This window comes from Thioalkalivibrio sp. ALE16, from assembly GCF_000381305.1.
GTDB lineage: Bacteria > Pseudomonadota > Gammaproteobacteria > Ectothiorhodospirales > Ectothiorhodospiraceae > Thioalkalivibrio.
Map to the genome: position 1 here is coordinate 46,676 of NZ_KB906365.1, position 15,661 is coordinate 62,336.

The 15,661-nt window shown below is 69.7% G+C and carries 17 protein-coding genes; 5 read left to right on the forward strand and 12 right to left on the reverse strand.

Annotated features, from left to right (window positions below):
• Positions 1-23: 23 nt before the first annotated feature.
• Together mobB and glp are read left to right on the forward strand one after the other, a co-directional pair.
• Positions 24-560: a molybdopterin-guanine dinucleotide biosynthesis protein B gene (gene mobB / locus F627_RS0110665; RefSeq protein WP_019584028.1), complete on the forward strand. Its 537-nt coding sequence runs from the start codon at positions 24-26 to the stop codon at positions 558-560.
• Positions 561-573: 13 nt separating this feature from the next.
• Positions 574-1,830 carry a gephyrin-like molybdotransferase Glp gene (gene glp / locus F627_RS0110670; RefSeq protein WP_019584029.1) on the forward strand — a complete coding sequence of 419 codons (1,257 nt, stop codon included), beginning with the start codon at positions 574-576 and terminating at the stop codon, positions 1,828-1,830.
• A 7-nt stretch (positions 1,831-1,837) separates the two neighbouring features.
• On the opposite strand, the gene F627_RS0110675 is transcribed toward glp, so the two are convergent.
• On the reverse strand, positions 1,838-2,191 hold the full coding sequence (locus F627_RS0110675; RefSeq protein ID WP_019584030.1) for a PilZ domain-containing protein: 354 nt from the start codon (positions 2,189-2,191) through the stop codon (positions 1,838-1,840).
• Between the two features lie 59 nt (positions 2,192-2,250).
• Here F627_RS0110675 and F627_RS0110680 point away from each other — a divergent pair, with 59 nt between their 5' ends.
• Positions 2,251-2,790 carry an RDD family protein gene (locus F627_RS0110680; RefSeq protein ID WP_018865711.1) on the forward strand — a complete coding sequence of 180 codons (540 nt, stop codon included), beginning with the start codon at positions 2,251-2,253 and terminating at the stop codon, positions 2,788-2,790.
• Positions 2,791-3,103: 313 nt separating this feature from the next.
• On the opposite strand, the gene F627_RS0110685 is transcribed toward F627_RS0110680, so the two are convergent.
• Genes F627_RS0110685 through lptF form a run of 3 tightly spaced genes read right to left on the reverse strand, consistent with a single transcriptional unit; the run spans position 3,104 to position 5,921 of the window.
• On the reverse strand, positions 3,104-3,748 hold the full coding sequence (locus F627_RS0110685; protein WP_019584031.1) for a GDSL-type esterase/lipase family protein: 645 nt from the start codon (positions 3,746-3,748) through the stop codon (positions 3,104-3,106).
• Complete coding sequence (lptG, locus tag F627_RS0110690) at positions 3,745-4,818, reverse strand: LPS export ABC transporter permease LptG (RefSeq protein ID WP_018878080.1); 1,074 nt, start codon at positions 4,816-4,818, stop codon at positions 3,745-3,747. Before lptG ends, F627_RS0110685 begins: the two co-directional genes overlap by 4 nt.
• Entirely contained in the window at positions 4,815-5,921 is a 1,107-nt protein-coding gene (gene lptF / locus F627_RS0110695; RefSeq protein ID WP_018865708.1) for an LPS export ABC transporter permease LptF, read from the reverse strand. Before lptF ends, lptG begins: the two co-directional genes overlap by 4 nt.
• 88 nt (positions 5,922-6,009) lie before the next feature.
• On the opposite strand from lptF, the gene F627_RS0110700 reads away from it, so the two are divergent.
• Positions 6,010-7,503, forward strand: a complete 1,494-nt coding sequence (locus F627_RS0110700; RefSeq protein ID WP_019584032.1) for a leucyl aminopeptidase — start codon at positions 6,010-6,012, stop codon at positions 7,501-7,503.
• A 16-nt stretch (positions 7,504-7,519) separates the two neighbouring features.
• On the forward strand, positions 7,520-7,942 hold the full coding sequence (locus tag F627_RS0110705) for a DNA polymerase III subunit chi (RefSeq protein ID WP_018881296.1): 423 nt from the start codon (positions 7,520-7,522) through the stop codon (positions 7,940-7,942).
• A 21-nt stretch (positions 7,943-7,963) separates the two neighbouring features.
• Here the strand turns inward: F627_RS0110705 and F627_RS0110710 are convergent, their stop codons facing one another.
• From F627_RS0110710 to leuS, 8 genes are read right to left on the reverse strand one after another with little or no spacing between them, the layout of a single operon-like run.
• Positions 7,964-8,557, reverse strand: a complete 594-nt coding sequence (locus tag F627_RS0110710) for a nucleoside triphosphate pyrophosphatase (RefSeq protein ID WP_196799896.1) — start codon at positions 8,555-8,557, stop codon at positions 7,964-7,966.
• A complete protein-coding gene (gene rlmH / locus F627_RS0110715; protein WP_018865704.1) occupies positions 8,554-9,024 on the reverse strand; it encodes a 23S rRNA (pseudouridine(1915)-N(3))-methyltransferase RlmH in 471 nt (156 codons plus the stop codon). Before rlmH ends, F627_RS0110710 begins: the two co-directional genes overlap by 4 nt.
• A 15-nt stretch (positions 9,025-9,039) precedes the next feature.
• Positions 9,040-9,432 carry a ribosome silencing factor gene (gene rsfS, locus F627_RS0110720; protein WP_026332089.1) on the reverse strand — a complete coding sequence of 131 codons (393 nt, stop codon included), beginning with the start codon at positions 9,430-9,432 and terminating at the stop codon, positions 9,040-9,042.
• An 8-nt stretch (positions 9,433-9,440) separates the two neighbouring features.
• Entirely contained in the window at positions 9,441-10,091 is a 651-nt protein-coding gene (nadD, locus tag F627_RS0110725; RefSeq protein WP_018865702.1) for a nicotinate-nucleotide adenylyltransferase, read from the reverse strand.
• A 45-nt stretch (positions 10,092-10,136) separates the two neighbouring features.
• Positions 10,137-11,441 (reverse strand): glutamate-5-semialdehyde dehydrogenase, encoded by a 1,305-nt coding sequence (locus F627_RS0110730; protein ID WP_018865701.1) that lies wholly within the window; start codon positions 11,439-11,441, stop codon positions 10,137-10,139.
• A 4-nt stretch (positions 11,442-11,445) separates the two neighbouring features.
• Positions 11,446-12,483, reverse strand: coding sequence for a DNA polymerase III subunit delta (holA, locus tag F627_RS0110735; protein ID WP_019584034.1), 1,038 nt, complete (start codon positions 12,481-12,483; stop codon positions 11,446-11,448).
• Positions 12,483-13,022, reverse strand: coding sequence for an LPS assembly lipoprotein LptE (lptE, locus tag F627_RS0110740; protein ID WP_019584035.1), 540 nt, complete (start codon positions 13,020-13,022; stop codon positions 12,483-12,485). Before lptE ends, holA begins: the two co-directional genes overlap by 1 nt.
• Positions 13,019-15,610, reverse strand: coding sequence for a leucine--tRNA ligase (leuS, locus tag F627_RS0110745; RefSeq protein ID WP_019584036.1), 2,592 nt, complete (start codon positions 15,608-15,610; stop codon positions 13,019-13,021). Before leuS ends, lptE begins: the two co-directional genes overlap by 4 nt.
• Between the last annotated feature and the right edge of the window lie 51 nt (positions 15,611-15,661).

A 15,661-nucleotide genomic window follows, 5' to 3' on the forward strand; every position in this document is an offset into this window, starting at 1 on the left:
GCGCTTAACGCAGGCAGGCCACCATGATCCAGTCCACCTCCAAGCTCCCGCGCATCGGCTTCGCCGCCTGGAGCGGCAGCGGCAAGACCACCCTGCTGAAGGGCGTGATCCCGGCCCTGCGAGCCCGCGGCCTGCGTCCGGCGATGATCAAGCATGCCCACCACGAGTTCGACGTGGACAAGCCGGGCAAGGACAGTCATGAGCTGCGCCATGCCGGCGCCGACCAGATGCTGGTGGCCTCCGGTCGGCGCTACGCCCTGATGGTGGAGACCCCGGAGACCGACGATGGCCGCGTGCCGGACCTGGACATGCTCTGCGCGCGCCTGGACCCGCGCCGCTCCGACCTGATCCTGGTCGAGGGTTTCAAGCAATGGGACCTGCCCAAGATCGAGGTGCATCGACCGTCGGTGGGCAAGGCCCCGCTGTACCGCGAGATCCCCGGCGTGGTCGCGGTCGCCACCGATGCCGCCACACTGGACTTCGACGGCCCGCTGCTGCCGGTGAATGACCCCGACGCAGTGGCGGCCTTCGTCATCGACTACCTGGACATCCACCCCTGACCCGGAGACCCCCATGCCCGAGGCTGCCCCCGGCTGCGACGAGTTCGATCCCAACGCCAAGACCCTGGAACAGGCCCGTACCGCGATCCTGGAAGCCTGCCAGAGCCTCGAGGAACAGGAGACAGTGGCGCTGGAGCAGGCCCTCGGGCGGACCCTGGCGGAACCCCTGGCCGCGCGCATCGACGTACCACCCGCCGCGGTCTCCGCGATGGATGGCTACGCCCTGCGCGCGACGGACGCCGCCAAGGGTGCGCGCCTGGCGCTGGTGGGCACCTCGGCGGCCGGGCACCCCTGGGATGGCGAACTGCAACCGGGCCAGTGCGTGCGCATCCTGACTGGCGCGGTGGTACCGGAAGGGGCCGAACTGGTCGTGATGCAGGAGCAGGTGGAACGGGACGACGCCACCATCCTTCTGCAAAACGGTGACCTCGCCACGGGCCACAACATCCGCGGCCCGGGTGGCGACACCGCCGCCGGGACCCCGCTGTATGCCGCCGGGACAACCCTGGGCGCCGCCGAGATCGGGGTGCTGGCGAGCCAGGGCATTGCCCGGGTGAAGGTACTGCGCCGGCCGCGCGTGGCCTTCTTCTCGACCGGGGACGAACTGGTGCCCGTGGATCAGCCACTGGGCCCGGGGCAGATCCATGACAGCAACCGCCACACCCTGTGGGCGCTGCTCGCGGCCTACCCGGTCGAGGTGCAGGACTACGGCGTAATCCGCGACACCGAGGATGCGGTGCGCGAGGCCCTGACGCGTGCCGGGGCAACGGCCGACGTGATCATCACCACCGGGGGGGTCTCGGTCGGCGATGCCGACCATGTGACCCGCGTGCTGCAGGCCTCCGGCCAGGTCGGCTTCTGGAAGCTGGCCATCAAGCCCGGGCGCCCCCTGGCCTTCGGGCATTTCGGCCAGGCCCACTTCTTCGGTCTGCCGGGCAACCCGGTGGCCGTAATGACCACCTTCGCCCTGCTGGTGCGCCCGGCCCTGCAGCAGCTGGCCGGGCGCGCAGCGACCGCACCGCAGACCCTGAACGCACGCCTGCTGGAAGACCTCCACAAGACCCCGGGACGCAAGGATTTCCAGCGCGCGGTGCTGGAGACCGACGAACGCGGCTGGGTGGTGCGCGCCGCCGGCGGCCAGGGTTCACATCAGTTGCGCGCGATGAGCGAGGCCAACGCCTACGTCGTCCTGCCACGCGAATCCGCCGGGGCCCGTGCGGGTGACTGGGTGGAGGTCCTGCCGTTCCGGGAGATCTTTCCGACCCCCTGAGGCCGAGTCAGTCGGCCTGGATCAGCGCGGCGAATTCGCGCTCCAGCAGGGCCTCGTCACCGAGGTTGAGCTCGACCAGACGGCGCAGGTGGGAGGCGGATTCCAGCGGCATGGCCTCGATCTCCACGCCCAGCCACAGGCCCTCGTGCCAGCGCACCCGGCCCTCGAAGGTGATCCGCGCCTCCTCGCTGAGCGGGATGTCGACACTGACCTCGTCGCCATCGGCTATCCCGGGAAGATCCGCGCCCTCCAGCAGCACACCCTTCAGGGAGATATCCTCCACCCGAACCGGACCGCCCCCGCCATCGGTGAGCAGGGTAGCCGGAAATTCCAGGGGGATACGTTGAAAGCGTCGCTCCATGCGGCAAGACTACGCCCACTCCGCACCCGCGGCCAAATCCAGAACCACCCGGAACGCCCATGACCGAAACCGCCGCCTCGTCCATCGACGGCCAGCCCTCCAGCCTGCTGCGCCGCCTGGCCGCCATCGTCTACGACGCCCTGCTGCTGGTGGCGATCTGGATGGTCCTCGGCCTGCTGGTGGTCATCCTCGGCAACACCACCGGGCTGTACTCGCCCCGCGCCCATTTCGTGCTCAACCTGATCGTGGCCTGGGGGTTCTTCTACTGGTTCTGGACGCGCACCGGGCAGACGCTCGGCATGCAGGCCTGGAACATCCAGCTGCGCACCGAGGGCGGGCACGCCGTCAATGCCTGGCAGGCGACGCTGCGCTATCTGGTTGCGGTCGCCCAGTGGCTGGTGATCCTGATGGCCATCTGGGCGGTGCGCGAATACGGCGCGGTCGCCGTTACCGTGGTTACCGCGGCGGCGCTGTTCGCGATCGGCCTGTCGCAGTTCCATCCGCGGCGCTGGATGCTGCACGACTGGCTCACCGGCACCGAACTGGTGCGCATCCCCGGCCTCGCCAAACCCCGCTGGAAACAGAACCGCAAGACCTGACCTCGATCCGGTTGTTTGTTTCACCACGAAGCACACGAAGGCACGAAGAAGGGCAAAGGGCGGATTCACCACGGAGAGCACAGAGGACACGGAGAAAACCGAAAGGCTTTCGGATCGAACCTCGCCGGGACGGGTCGAGCCACGCGAAATCTACCGGGGGTGGTCGGTCCGCAGGCTTGATGCGATCTGTTGCGCACGTCGGCACCCTGCCCGCCGCCAAACAAACACCGATTTTCTCCGTGTCCTCCGTGCTCTCTGTGGTTCAATCGCTTTTGACCTGGCCCTTCTTCGTGCGCTTCGTGGTGCACAACCATCAGGGGGCGAGCCAGAGGCCGAGGTCGTCCAGGGCCTCGGCGATCTCGGTGGCGATGCGGCGGTAGCCGCGGGCATTGGGATGGACCGGGTCCGCGCGCAGATCGCTCTCGGACAGCACCCCGGAGAGCACCCCCTCGATCAGGGGCACCTGTTCCTCGTGCGCCAGCTCGCGGTAGATCGGGTCGTCCCGCAGGCGGCCGGTGGCCGCGCCCAGGGCCGAGGCCCGCGGCACCCCCAGCAGCAGGGGCTGGGCCCCATGGTCGCGAACGGTCCCCACCAGTACACGCAGATCCTCGCGCACCGCGGCCGGGTCGCGCTGGCGCAGGAAATCGTTGCCACCCAGCCAGATCAGCACCAGATCGGGCTCGTGCGCGCGCAGGCTCGGGGCGAGACGCTCGCGGGCGCTGCTGGCGCGATCCCCGGGCACCCCGTCGTTGACGATCGTCCAGCCGGTGATCGCCGCCAGGCGCGCCGGGTAGTCCTCGCCCGCTCCGGCCCCGGTCCCGTGGGTCACACTGTCGCCGAAGGCCAGTACGGTCGCCTGGCGCGGGAGCGGATCGAAGTCGCCCGGGACGCCGCTCCCGCAGGCCACCAGCATGGCGACCAGCCCCAGCAGGAAGCCCGCGCGCAGCCAGGCCATCATGTCTGGCGCCCCATGCGATACAGCGCCACCAGTGCCAGGATCAGGAACAGCACGACCGGCAGGCTGGCGGCGACGAAGGGCGGCAGGTTGTAGACCAGCCCCAGGTGGGTCATCGCGCGCATCACGATTGCGAAGGACACGCCGATCGCAATGCCGATGAACAACCGCCGGCCGGCCCCGCCCTCGCGCTGGGAACCGAACAGGAACGGGATGGCCAGCAGCAGCATCACGAAGGTGCTGGCCGGCAGGGTCAGGCGTTGCCAGAACGCGACCTCATAGGGGGCCGAGTCCAGGCGATTCTCCTGCAGGTAGCCGATATAGCGCGCCAGGTTCTGCGCCGCCATCTGGCCCGGCTCGACCACCAGCACGTCGAAGTATTCCGGCGCGATCAGCCGCTCGATGGTTTCGGTCTCCAGACGCTCCGACTCGACACGTTCCAGCGACAGCCTTGAGCGTTTTACGTCCTGCAGCCGCCAGGCCCCGCCCTCGTACTGTGCGCTCTGGGCGCGCGTGATCTCGCGCGGCTCGCGATTCGCGTCCACCTCGATGATGCGCACCCCGATCAGCCGATTGCCCGGCAACACGGTATCCGCCTGCACCATGCGCCGGCCATCGCGTGCCCACAGCCCGATCGGGCTCACGCTCAGCTGTTCGTCGAAGGCCGTCGCCTTCAGGTTCTGCGCCCGGCTCTCGGCGGCCGGGGCGAAGAACTCGCCCACCACCACCATCGCCACCACGACGACCAGGCCGGCCTGCATCACCCAGCCGATAAAGCGGCCCAGTGTCATCCCGGCCGCGCGCATCGCGGTCAGCTCGCTGTTCGCGGCCAGATTGCCCAGCCACAACAGACCACCCAGCAACGCCGCCGACGGCAGCATGTCGTACATCCGCCGCGGCAGGGTCAGCGCCACGTACAAAAGCGCCTCGGTCAGCCCGTAGTTGCCTCGCCCGGTGTCGCGCAGCTCGTCGATCAGCGCGAACACCGCATCCAGCGCCACCAGCAGGACCACGGCCAGCGCGGTCCCGATCAGGACCTGGCGCATGATGTAGCGCCCCAGCACCGTCGTCATGGCGTCACCTCGTCACGCTCCATGGCCCGGCCGAGGCCCAGCATGCCCTTGCGCCAGGCGAGCACCAGCCAAAGCACCAGCATCGAGCCGTGCGTCCACCACAGGCCCAGGGCCAGCGGCGTGCGCCCGTCCGCCAGCTGGCCCTGCCCCAGGATCAACAGGTTGGCATACAGCACGTAGACGCCGATCGCCGCCGGGATACGCGCATAACGGCCGGTGCGCGGCGGCACCTGCGCCAGCGGCAGCGCGATCAGGCTCAGCACCAGGATCGACAGCGGCATGGCGAGGCGCCATTCCAGCTCCGCGCGGTGGTCGGGGCGATGCCGCTCCTCCCAGAGATCCAGCGTCGACATCGCGTTCAGCGAGCGGCGCCCCGCCCCGGCGTCCGGTTCGGTGATCTGGGTCCGCAGGCGCTCGAACTCGAGCATGCGGAAGCTGCTTTCGCCCGGAACGCCGACGTGGCGGTAGCCGTTCTCGAGGATCAGGAAGCCGCTGCCCTCCGCCCCGGGATCGGGGATCGCGCGCTCGGCCACGGTCACCTGCGCCTCGCCCTCCACCTCCCGGTAGATGAACACCTCCAGCAGCGCCTCGCGGTCTTCGCTCAGGCGCTCGGCGAAGAAGACCTGCTCGCCCACCCGCGAGCGCAGGAAACGCCCGGGGGTAATCCCGACCAGGTCGGAGCGCTGCTCGGCCAGGTCGCGGAACTGATCGATCTGGGCCTCGGTACGCGGCACCACCAGCATCATCAGCACCAGCAGCAGCAGCGTCGCGGGCACGGCCACCCACAAAAGCGCGCGATAAAGCGCGGCGAAGGACATGCCGCTGGCCTGCAACGCGACCAGTTCGCTGTCGCGCTGCAACCGGCCCAGCACCAGCATGAAGGCCAGAAACAGCGCCACCGGCCAGAGGAAGACAATGCCCTTGAAGGCACCGAAGGCCACCAGCGGCGGCAGAAAATCGACCGGGATCGTGCCCTCGGCGACGTCCCGCAGCACCCGCGCCAGCACGCCGCCGATGATGACCAGCAGCAGGACGATGGTGACCGCGGTCTGGGTGACCAGCAGCTCGCGGGCGATGAAGCGTTCGGCACGGCGCAGAATCATGCGCGCATTACCCCGCGGCCCGCGCGGCGCGTGGTCGGTCGCCGCGTGGCGCTGGTACCATGATGGAACTCATTTTCGGGAGGCATTCATGCAATTCTCCGTCACCACCTCGACCCTCGACAAACCCCGCGCCGGCATCCGCGCCGCCGGCATCAATCACAAGCGCAAGCCGGCCGCGGGCGCCAGCGCCCTGGATGCCGCGCGCGACGGCGAGATCGCGGCCCTGCTGAAGGCCGGCGAGATGGATGGCGAGGCCGGCAGCCAGTTGTTGCTGCCCGGCGGTGGCAGCCCAGGCAATCAGGGGAAGGGTAGCGCACTCCTGATCGGCCTGGGGGCGAAGAAGGACTTCGACGCCCGCGCCGCGCGCAAGGCGGCTCAGGCCCTGGCCGGCGCGCTGGTCGAGCGCCCGGCCACCAGCGCCGCGATCGCGGTCGCGGACTTCCAGCCGCGCGGCAAGGACATCGCCTGGGTGGTGCACACCCTGGTCGCGGCGATCTCGGAGGCCGCCTATCGCTTCACCCCGTTCAAGGGCAAGGAGAAGACCACCCCGGTTAAGCTGGACAAGATCCAGCTGTGCGTGGAGCGCAAGGACGCCGAGGCCGCGAAGCAGGCCTGCACCGAGGCCGCGGCGATCGCCACCGGCGTGAACCGCGCGAAGGACCTGGGCAACACCCCGCCGAATGTCTGCTACCCGGAGAGCCTGGCCGACACCGCCCGCGAGATGGCGAAGCAATACAAGCAGCTGAAGGCCACGGTCCTGGACGAGAAGGACCTGGAGAAGCTCGGCGCCGGGGCGATCCTGGCGGTAGGCAAGGGTTCCGAACGCCCGCCGCGCCTGATCGCGATGGAGTACTCCGGCGGCAAGAAGGGCGACGCCCCGGTGGTGCTGGTGGGCAAGGGCATCACCTTCGACACCGGCGGCATCTCGCTGAAGCCCGGCGCCGAGATGGACGAGATGAAGTACGACATGTGCGGCGCCGCCAGCGTGTTCGGCGTGATCGAGGCCTGCTGCGAGCTGGGGCTGCCGGTCAACGTGGTCGGCGTGGTTACCAGTGCCGAGAACATGCCCGACGGCCGCGCGACCCGCCCCGGCGACATCGTCACCACCCTGTCCGGGCAGACCGTCGAGATCCTGAATACCGACGCCGAGGGCCGCCTGGTGCTGGCCGATGCGCTGACCTGGGTCGAGCGCTACAAGCCGAAGGCGGTGATCGACATCGCCACCCTGACCGGGGCCTGCATCATCGCGCTGGGCCATCAGGGCGCGGCAATCCTGGGCAACAACGAGCGCCTGGCGAAGGGTCTTCTGGCCGCCGGCGAGGAGACCGGCGATCGCGGCTGGCAGCTCCCGTTGTGGCCGGAGTACCAGGAACAGCTGAAGAGCAATTTCGCCGACATGGCCAATATCGGCGGGCGCCCGGCCGGCACCATCACCGCCGCATGCTTCCTGTCGCGCTATACCGAGGACTACACCTGGGCGCATGTCGACATCGCCGGCGTGGCCTGGAAGAGCGGCAAGGAGAAAGGCGCGACCGGCCGCCCAGTGCCGATGCTGATGCGCTACCTGCTCGACCAGGCCTGATCCGGGTCGGGCGCGGATGACCCACGTCAGCTTCTACCTGCTGCAGGACCCCGCCCCGGAGGCGCGCCTGCGCTTCACCTGCCGCCTGGCGAAAAAGGCCAGCGGCCAGGGCCATCGCGTGCACATCCACACCGGCTCGCCGGAGCTGACGCGCACGCTGGACGAGTGGCTGTGGACCTTCGAGGACACCGCGTTCCTGCCGCACAGCACCGACGTGCGCGATGCGGACGTTTCGGTCTCGCTGCACGAGGCCCATGCCCCGTCGGATCGCTGCGACGTGCTGATCAACCTGGCGCCGGAGGTGCCGGAGTACTGCGGGCGCTTCGAGCGCGTCGCCGATATCGTCGGCGGCGAGGAATCGGAACGCGAGGCGGGCCGCGCCCGCTACCGCTACTTCAAGGAACGCGGCTACCCGCTGGAGCACCACAACATCCAGTAAAGGGGCGCTGACGGGGGCGGTTCAGACACGCGGCGGCGGGTCGGGGATCTCGCGCAGCCAGGCCTCCAGCTCGAACAGGGGCAGACCGACCACATTGGTGTAGGACCCCTCGATCCATTCGACAAAGGCGGCACCGCGTCCCTGGATGGCATAGGCGCCGGCCTTGCCACGCGGCTCGCCGGTCGCCCAGTAGGCCGCGATGTCGGATGACGTCAGCGGCCGCATGCGCACGCGGGTCGTCACGGTACGCGCCCGCATGGATGCAGCGGGCCGGCCCAGCGCCATGCCGGATACCACCCGGTGCTCCCCGCCGGAAAGGCGTTGCAGCATGGCATCGGCATCGGCGCAATCCGCGGGCTTTCCCAGGGCCTCGTCGCCCACCGCGACGACGGTATCCGCGGCCAGCACCCACTGCCCCGGGATGCCGCACGCGATGGCCGCCTTGGCCTTGGCGATGGCGAGGCGTTCGACCAGCGCCTCTGGGGACTCGCCCGGTAACGGGGTCTCGTCCACGTCCATCGGGGCCACCTCGTAGGCGAGCTGGATCTGCTCCAGCAGTTCGCGGCGGCGCGGGGATGCGGAGGCCAGCAGCAGCGGATGAGCCACGGGCGTCACGCGCGGTGGTAGGGGTGGTTGTTCAGCAGCGACCAGGCGCGGTAGAGCTGCTCGGCGACCAGCACCCGCACCAGCATGTGCGGGAAGGTCAGCGGCGACAGCGACCAGGCCCATTCCGCACGGGTGCGCACGGCCTCATCCAGCCCCGCGGCCCCGCCGATCACCAGCGCGACATCGCGCCCGTCCTGCTGCCAGTCCGCCAGGCGCCGCGCGACGCCCCTGGTGTCCACGCCCTTGCCGCGCTCGTCCAGCAGGATCACGCGGGCGCCCTCGGGTATGGCCTTCAGCAGGATCTCGCCCTCGCGCCGCAGCAGCGTGGCCGTATCCATGGACTTGGCCCCGGAGGGACCGGCCAGGGCCTGCAGGTTCAGGTTCAGCTCGCGCGGCAGACGACCGGCGTACTCGTCGAACCCGGCCGCCACCCAGTCGGGCATGCGCTTGCCGATCGCAATCAGGTCCAGGCGCATGGCGGCGCGCCCCGGTCAGCCGCGCAGGCGGCGGACGCGCTCCAGGCTGGGGTCCTCGGGCGCGGCCTTTTCGGTATCCGCGGCCTCCTCGGCCAGCCAGAGCTTTTCCAGGTTGTAGAAGTCGCGGGTCTCCGGGAGCATCACGTGGACGATCACGTCGTTCAGGTCCACCAGCACCCACTCCTGGCTCTCCTGGCCCTCGACCCCCAGCGGCTGGATGCCGGCCTCCTTGGCCTTCATTGCCACCGACTCCGCGGTGGACTGCACGTGACGCCCGGAGGTCCCGGAGGCGATCACTATGTAGTCCGCCAGCGTGGTCTTGCCGCGCACGTCGATGCTGCGGATGTTCTGGGCCTTCATGTCGTCCAGAGCGGTAGTCACCAGCTCCAGGAGTTGTTCACTGTTCATGCTGTCGGTCATATCCCGTGATTGCGGTTCGACACGGCCCGGTACAGGCCGCGGTCGTGGATGTAGCGATTGACGGCGCCGGGGAGCAGGAAGCGCGGGCTGCGCCCGGCCTGCAGTTCATCCCGGATCGCGGTGGCGGAGATATCGAGCTGGGTCACCGGCTGGAAATAGACCCGCCCGCCCGGGGCATTGCGCAGCACCGCCGGGTCGCGGGTTGCGGCATTACCCAGCCAGCCCCCCAGATCCTGCGAGGCCGGGCTGCCGGGACGATGCGAGACCACGATATGCGCCAGATCGAAGATCTGCTTCCAGCGGTTCCACGACGGCAGGCCGGCGAAGGCGTCCATGCCCATGATCAGCACCAGCGGTGCCTCCGGCCCCAGCTCCTCGCGGAAGCTGAGCAGGGTGTCGACGGTGTAGGACGGCCCTTCGCGATCCAGTTCACGGCGATCGGCCACAAACCCCGGCACGTCCGCGATGGCACTCTCCACCATCGCCAGCCGGTCGTCGCTGCCGGTGCCCGGGCTCGCGCGATGCGGCGGCACGTGGCAGGGGATGAAGTGTACCCGTTCCAGACCCAGATGCTGCTGGATCTCCAGCGCCGGACGCAGATGCCCGAAGTGGATCGGATCGAAGGTGCCGCCGAGGATCCCGATCACGCCGGGCGTGCCCCAGGGAGACGCTGATCCAATCGCGCGTCTTTCTCAGCCACGCACATGACCGTCGCCGAACACCACGTACTTGAGGGTCGTCAGCCCGTGCAGGCCCACCGGGCCGCGCGCGTGCAGCTTGTCGGTGGAGATGCCGATCTCCGCACCCAGGCCGTACTCGAAGCCGTCGGCGAAGCGGGTGGAGGCATTCACCATCACCGAGCTGGAGTCCACCGCGCGCAGGAAGCGCCGGGCCCGGGTGTAGTCCTCGGTCACGATGCTGTCGGTATGGTGCGAGCCATAGGTATTGATGTGGTCCATCGCCATATCGAGGTCGTCGACCACGCGGATCGCGAGGATCGGCCCCAGGTATTCGGCCACCCAGTCGTCCTCGGTGGCCTCGGCGATGTCCGTCCCGGTGTGCGCGAGGATGGCCCGGGTGCGCGCGCAGCCTCGCAGGCTCACCTGATGTTCCGCCAGGGCCGTCGCCAGGCGCGGCAGGAAGGCCTCGGCCTGATCCGCGTGCACCAGCAGCGTCTCCATGGTGTTGCAGGTGCCATAGCGCTGGGTCTTGGCGTTCACCGCGACCGCCAGCGCCTTGTCGAGATCGGCCCCGCCGTCCACGTACACGTGGCAGACGCCGTCCAGGTGCTTGATCACCGGGATCTGCGACTCGTTGCTGACGCGTTCGATCAGGCCCTTGCCACCGCGCGGGACGATCACGTCCACGTACTGCGGCATGCGCAGCAGCGCGCCCACCGCCGCGCGGTCGGTGGTCGGCACCACCTGCACCGCCTCGCGCGGCAGCCCGGCCTGCTCCAGCCCGGCCTGGATGATCGCGGCCAGCGCCTGGTTGGAGTGCAGGGCCTCGGAGCCGCCGCGCAGGATCGCGGCGTTGCCGGACTTCAGGCACAGCGCGGCGGCGTCGATGGTCACGTTCGGGCGCGACTCGTAGATGATGCCGATCACGCCCAGCGGCACGCGCATCTGGCCGACCTGAATGCCGCTTGGCTGATAGGCCATGTCGGAGATGGTGCCCACCGGATCGGGCAGGCCCGCCACCTGGCGGCAGCCCTCGATCATGGTGTCGATGCGGGCATCGGTCAGCGCCAGGCGGTCCAGCATCGCGGCGTCCAGGCCGCGCTCGCGTCCCGCCTCCAGGTCGCGGCTGTTGGCCTCCGCCAGTTCGGCACGGCGCGCGGCGATGCCCTCGGCGATCGCGTGCAGGGCCGCGTTCTTCGCGCCCGGCTCGGCCTCGGCCATGCGCCGCGAGGCCACGCGCGCGGCACGGCCCAGCGCCTCGACCTGGGCGATCACATCGTCGGCTACGGATTCGGTGGGGTTCACGGCAGCGTTCATGCGGTCAGACTCGTTCCGGGTTCAGGGCGGGTGCGGCCACGGTCAGCGGGCGCCCCGCCATACGGGCCACCAAGTCTAGCAACCCCTGCCGGGCATTGCCGTTTTCCTGACCCTTGATCACGCGATCCACGCGCGCGGCCTCGGCCAGCAGGCCCCGCGCCTGCGTCAGGCTCAGTCGCGCCATCGCCTGGCGCAGGGCCTTCTGGCTGTCGCCGAAGCTGCCCTGGAAGGCCTCCTTGTCGGGCGCGCCGGCGGCCTTGCGCTCCATCGCCTGCACCAGCAGCCGGCATTCGCGCGCCAGCGCCCACAGGATCAGCGGCTCCGCCTGGCCCTCCTCCAGCAAGCCCTCCAGCATGCGCAACGCGTGGCGGACATCGCCGCGCAGCGCGGTCGGGGCCAGGGCGAACAACTCGAAACGCGCGGCGTCGGTGGTGGCCTCCGCCAGCACCGTCTCGTCGATCTCGGTCACGCCGGCCAGCGCCAGCTTCTCGATCTCCTGGCGCGCGGCCAGCAGGTTGCCCTCCACCCGCGCGACCAGCAGCGCCAGCGCCGGGTCGGTGATGCGCAGCCCGTTCTTCTGCAGGCGCGCTCGGATCCAGCTGCCCAGCTGGGCCGGCGGCACCGGCCGCGCATGGATCACCACCGCACGGTTTTCCAAGGCCTTGAACCAGGCCGCCCGGCGCATATCGCGGTCCGGACGCGGCAACTGGAGCAACAGCACCAGGTCGTCCTGCGGATCGCCGGCATAGGCCTTCAGGTGGTCGCCACCGGTCTTGCCCGGTTTGCCGGTGGCCAGGCGCAGGTCCAGCACCGTGCGCTCGGCGAACAGCGAGCGGTCGCGGATCGCGGCCTCGAACGGCCCCCAGTCGGACTGCGCGGTCAGGTCCAGCACCGTGCGCTCGAGGAAGCCCTGCTCGCGGGCGGCCGCGCGGATCGCGTCGGCCGCCTCGATCGCCTGCAGCGGCTCCTCGGCCAGCAGCAGGTAGATCGGCGCGAGGCCGCGCGCCAGATCCTGCTCCAGGCGGGCGACATCCAGCGCCATTACGGGGCCGGCTCCTCCACCGCCTCGCGCAGCGTACCGTCCGTCTCGGTCAGCGCCGCAATGCGGCGCTGCAGCTGGCCGACAATGTCACGGTCCATCGCCTCGCGCAGGGTCGCCTCGCGCTCGCCGCGGCTGAGCACCGACGTCCCGTCGAACAGGTAGATGCGCGAGGCGCGCAGCGGGCCCAGTTCCACCGCCTCGCCATCCACCGGGCGCAGGCGGGCGTTGACCGTGCGGACCAGTTCGTACTCCGAGACCCGGGCGGCCTCGGTCACCGACAGCGTGCGCCGCTGATCGTTGACCGAGCGGATCTCGAGGATCGCACCCTGCCCCTCCGGCCGCTGATGGACGATCTCCACGCCGGAGGCGCCCAGGGTCACGGCCAGCTCGCGGTACAGCGAGTCACGCGTATTGATGCCGGTGATCTGCACCGGCTGCAGCGCCTCCGGCCACTCGCCACTGCCCCGCAGCTGGAATCCACAGGCAGCCAGCGCGGCCACCAGCACCAGCACCAGCCCCGCACGCAGCAGGCCGGTCATTGCGGCTTCACCACGAAGTTGACCAGCCGGCCCGGGACCACGATCACCTTGACCACATGGTGGCCCTCGAGATGGCGCTGTACGTTCTCGTCGTTGCGGGCAACACTCTCGATGGCGTCCTTGTCAGCGCCGGCCGGGACCGCGATCTCGGCGCGGCGCTTGCCGTTCACCTGCACCGCCAGGGTCTCCTGTGCGGCCTGGCGCGCGGCCTCGTCGACCGTCGGCCAGGCGGTGGTCGCGACCAGCTCGTCATGGCCCAGCGCGCGCCACAGGGTCTCGGTCACGTGCGGGATGATCGGCGCCAGCATGCGCACGATGCCTTCCAGGGCCTCCTGGCGCACGGCCGCGGCCTGCGCACCATCCTTCGGGAATTTGCCGAGGTCGTTCAGCAGCTCCATGTTCGCGGCCACCGCCGTGTTGAAGGTCTGGCGCCGGCCGATGTCGTCGGTGACCTTGGCGATGGTGTCGTGCAGCTTGCGCCGCAGCTCGCGCCCAGCGTCGTCCAGCGCGTCCACATCCAGCGCACCCGGGGCATCACCATTCACGTGCTCGTGCACCGCCCGCCACAGGCGCTTGATGAAGCGCTGCGCGCCCTCGACGCCGGAGTCGGACCACTCCAGCGACAGGTCCGGCGGCGCGGCGAACATGGTGAACAGCCGCGCGGTGTCGGCGCCGAAGCGCTCGATCAGCGCCTGAGGGTCCACGCCGTTGTTCTTCGACTTGGACATCTTCTCCATGCCGCCCACGACCACCGGCTGGCCGTCTTCGCGGTGGCGTGCGGCCTTCACCGAGCCGTCCTCGGCGCGTTCCAGCTCGACATCGGCCGGGTTGATCCAGTCCTTCCCGCCGTCACCGCGCTCGCGGTAGAAGGTCGGCGCGATCACCATCCCCTGGGTCAGCAGCCGGGTGAACGGCTCGTCGGAGGCCACCAGGCCCTCGTCACGCAGCAGCTTGTGGAAGAAGCGCGCATACAGCAGATGCAGCACCGCATGCTCGATGCCGCCCACGTACTGGTCCACCGGCAGCCAGTGGTCGGCGCGCGTGTCCAGCATCGCGGTGTCGTTGTCCGCGCAGGCATAGCGGGCAAAGTACCAGCTGGATTCGAAGAAGGTGTCGAAGGTGTCGGTCTCGCGCCGTGCTGGCTTGCCACATTCCGGGCAGGTCGCCTCGAAGAACTCCGGCATGCGCGCCAGCGGGGAGCCGGCGCCGTCCGGGATCACGTCCTCCGGCAGGCGCACCGGCAGGTCGCCTTCCGGCACCGGCACCGCCCCGCAGTTGTCGCAGTGGATCACCGGGATCGGGCAGCCCCAGTAGCGCTGGCGCGAGATGCCCCAGTCGCGCAGGCGGTAGTTGCGCCGGCGTCGGCCCAGCCCGGCCTGTTCGAGGTGCTCGGCGATCGCGGCCTTGGCCGCCTCGGAGGCCTGCCCGTCGAAGTCGCCCGAGTTCACGAGCACACCGGGATCGGTGAAGGCCGCAGCCTGTACATCGCACTCGGCACCGTCGGCCGGGGCAATCACCTGCCGGATCGGCAGGTCGTATTTCGTCGCGAATTCGTGGTCGCGTTCGTCGTGTGCCGGCACGGCCATCACCGCGCCGGTCCCGTATTCCATCAGCACGAAGTTGGCGACCCACACCGGGACCTCCGCTCCGGTCAGCGGATGGCGGGCGGTAAAGCCCAGCGACCGGCCCTTCTTCTCCATGGTCGCCAGATCGGCCTCGGCCACCCCACCCTGCGCGCAGTCGGCGATGAACGCGGCCAGTTCGGCGTCGTTCTCCGCCAGCGCCTGCACCCGCGGGTGCTCCGGGGCCAGCGCCATGTAGGAGACGCCGAACAGGGTGTCCGGGCGCGTGGTGTAGACGGTCAGCGGCTCGCCGCCATCCACCGCGAACTCCAGCTCCACGCCCTCGGAACGCCCGATCCAGTTGTGCTGCATGGTGCGCACCTGGTCCGGCCAGCCGTCCAGCCCGTCCAGGGCCTCCAGCAATTCGTCGGCGTAGTCGGTGATGCGCAGGAACCACTGCGGCATCTCGCGGCGTTCGACCAGCGCGCCGGAACGCCAGCCACGGCCCTCGATCACCTGCTCGTTGGCGAGTACGGTCTGGTCCACCGGGTCCCAGTTCACGGTCGCCTTCTTGCGATAGACCAGGCCCTTCTTCAGCAGGCGCACGAACAGCCACTGTTCCCAGCGGTAGTAGTCGGCATCGCAGGTCGCGAACTCGCGCGACCAGTCGTAGGCAAAGCCCAGGCGCTTGAGCTGGGTGCGCATCTGCTCGATGTTCTGGCGCGTCCAGGCGGCCGGCGGGACATGGTTCTGCATCGCCGCGTTCTCCGCGGGCAGGCCGAAGGCGTCCCAGCCCATCGGCTGCAGCACGCTCTTGCCCTGCATGCGCTGGAAACGGGCGATCACGTCACCGATGGTGTAGTTGCGCACATGCCCCATGTGCAGCTTGCCCGAGGGGTAGGGGAACATGGACAGGCAGTAGAACGGCTCGCCGGGGGCATCCTCGCGCGCGCGGAAGCAGTCGGCCTCCTCCCACTGGCGCTGTGCCTGCGCCTCGACCGCCTCGGGGGAATAGTGCTCCTGCATGCGCCTCACCTGTCCTGATCGCCGAAAACAAAGAACTGCGCAGAATACCAG

Coding starts and splice junctions, on each gene's coding strand:
- mobB (WP_019584028.1), top strand. CDS start 24: ATGATCCAGTCCACCTCCAAGCTCCCGCGCATCGGCTTCGCCGCCTGG.
- glp (WP_019584029.1), top strand. CDS start 574: ATGCCCGAGGCTGCCCCCGGCTGCGACGAGTTCGATCCCAACGCCAAG.
- F627_RS0110675 (WP_019584030.1), bottom strand. CDS start 2,191: ATGGAGCGACGCTTTCAACGTATCCCCCTGGAATTTCCGGCTACCCTG.
- F627_RS0110680 (WP_018865711.1), top strand. CDS start 2,251: ATGACCGAAACCGCCGCCTCGTCCATCGACGGCCAGCCCTCCAGCCTG.
- F627_RS0110685 (WP_019584031.1), bottom strand. CDS start 3,748: ATGATGGCCTGGCTGCGCGCGGGCTTCCTGCTGGGGCTGGTCGCCATG.
- lptG (WP_018878080.1), bottom strand. CDS start 4,818: ATGACGACGGTGCTGGGGCGCTACATCATGCGCCAGGTCCTGATCGGG.
- lptF (WP_018865708.1), bottom strand. CDS start 5,921: ATGATTCTGCGCCGTGCCGAACGCTTCATCGCCCGCGAGCTGCTGGTC.
- F627_RS0110700 (WP_019584032.1), top strand. CDS start 6,010: ATGCAATTCTCCGTCACCACCTCGACCCTCGACAAACCCCGCGCCGGC.
- F627_RS0110705 (WP_018881296.1), top strand. CDS start 7,520: ATGACCCACGTCAGCTTCTACCTGCTGCAGGACCCCGCCCCGGAGGCG.
- rlmH (WP_018865704.1), bottom strand. CDS start 9,024: ATGCGCCTGGACCTGATTGCGATCGGCAAGCGCATGCCCGACTGGGTG.
- rsfS (WP_026332089.1), bottom strand. CDS start 9,432: ATGAACAGTGAACAACTCCTGGAGCTGGTGACTACCGCTCTGGACGAC.
- F627_RS0110730 (WP_018865701.1), bottom strand. CDS start 11,441: ATGAACGCTGCCGTGAACCCCACCGAATCCGTAGCCGACGATGTGATC.
- holA (WP_019584034.1), bottom strand. CDS start 12,483: ATGGCGCTGGATGTCGCCCGCCTGGAGCAGGATCTGGCGCGCGGCCTC.
- lptE (WP_019584035.1), bottom strand. CDS start 13,022: ATGACCGGCCTGCTGCGTGCGGGGCTGGTGCTGGTGCTGGTGGCCGCG.
- leuS (WP_019584036.1), bottom strand. CDS start 15,610: ATGCAGGAGCACTATTCCCCCGAGGCGGTCGAGGCGCAGGCACAGCGC.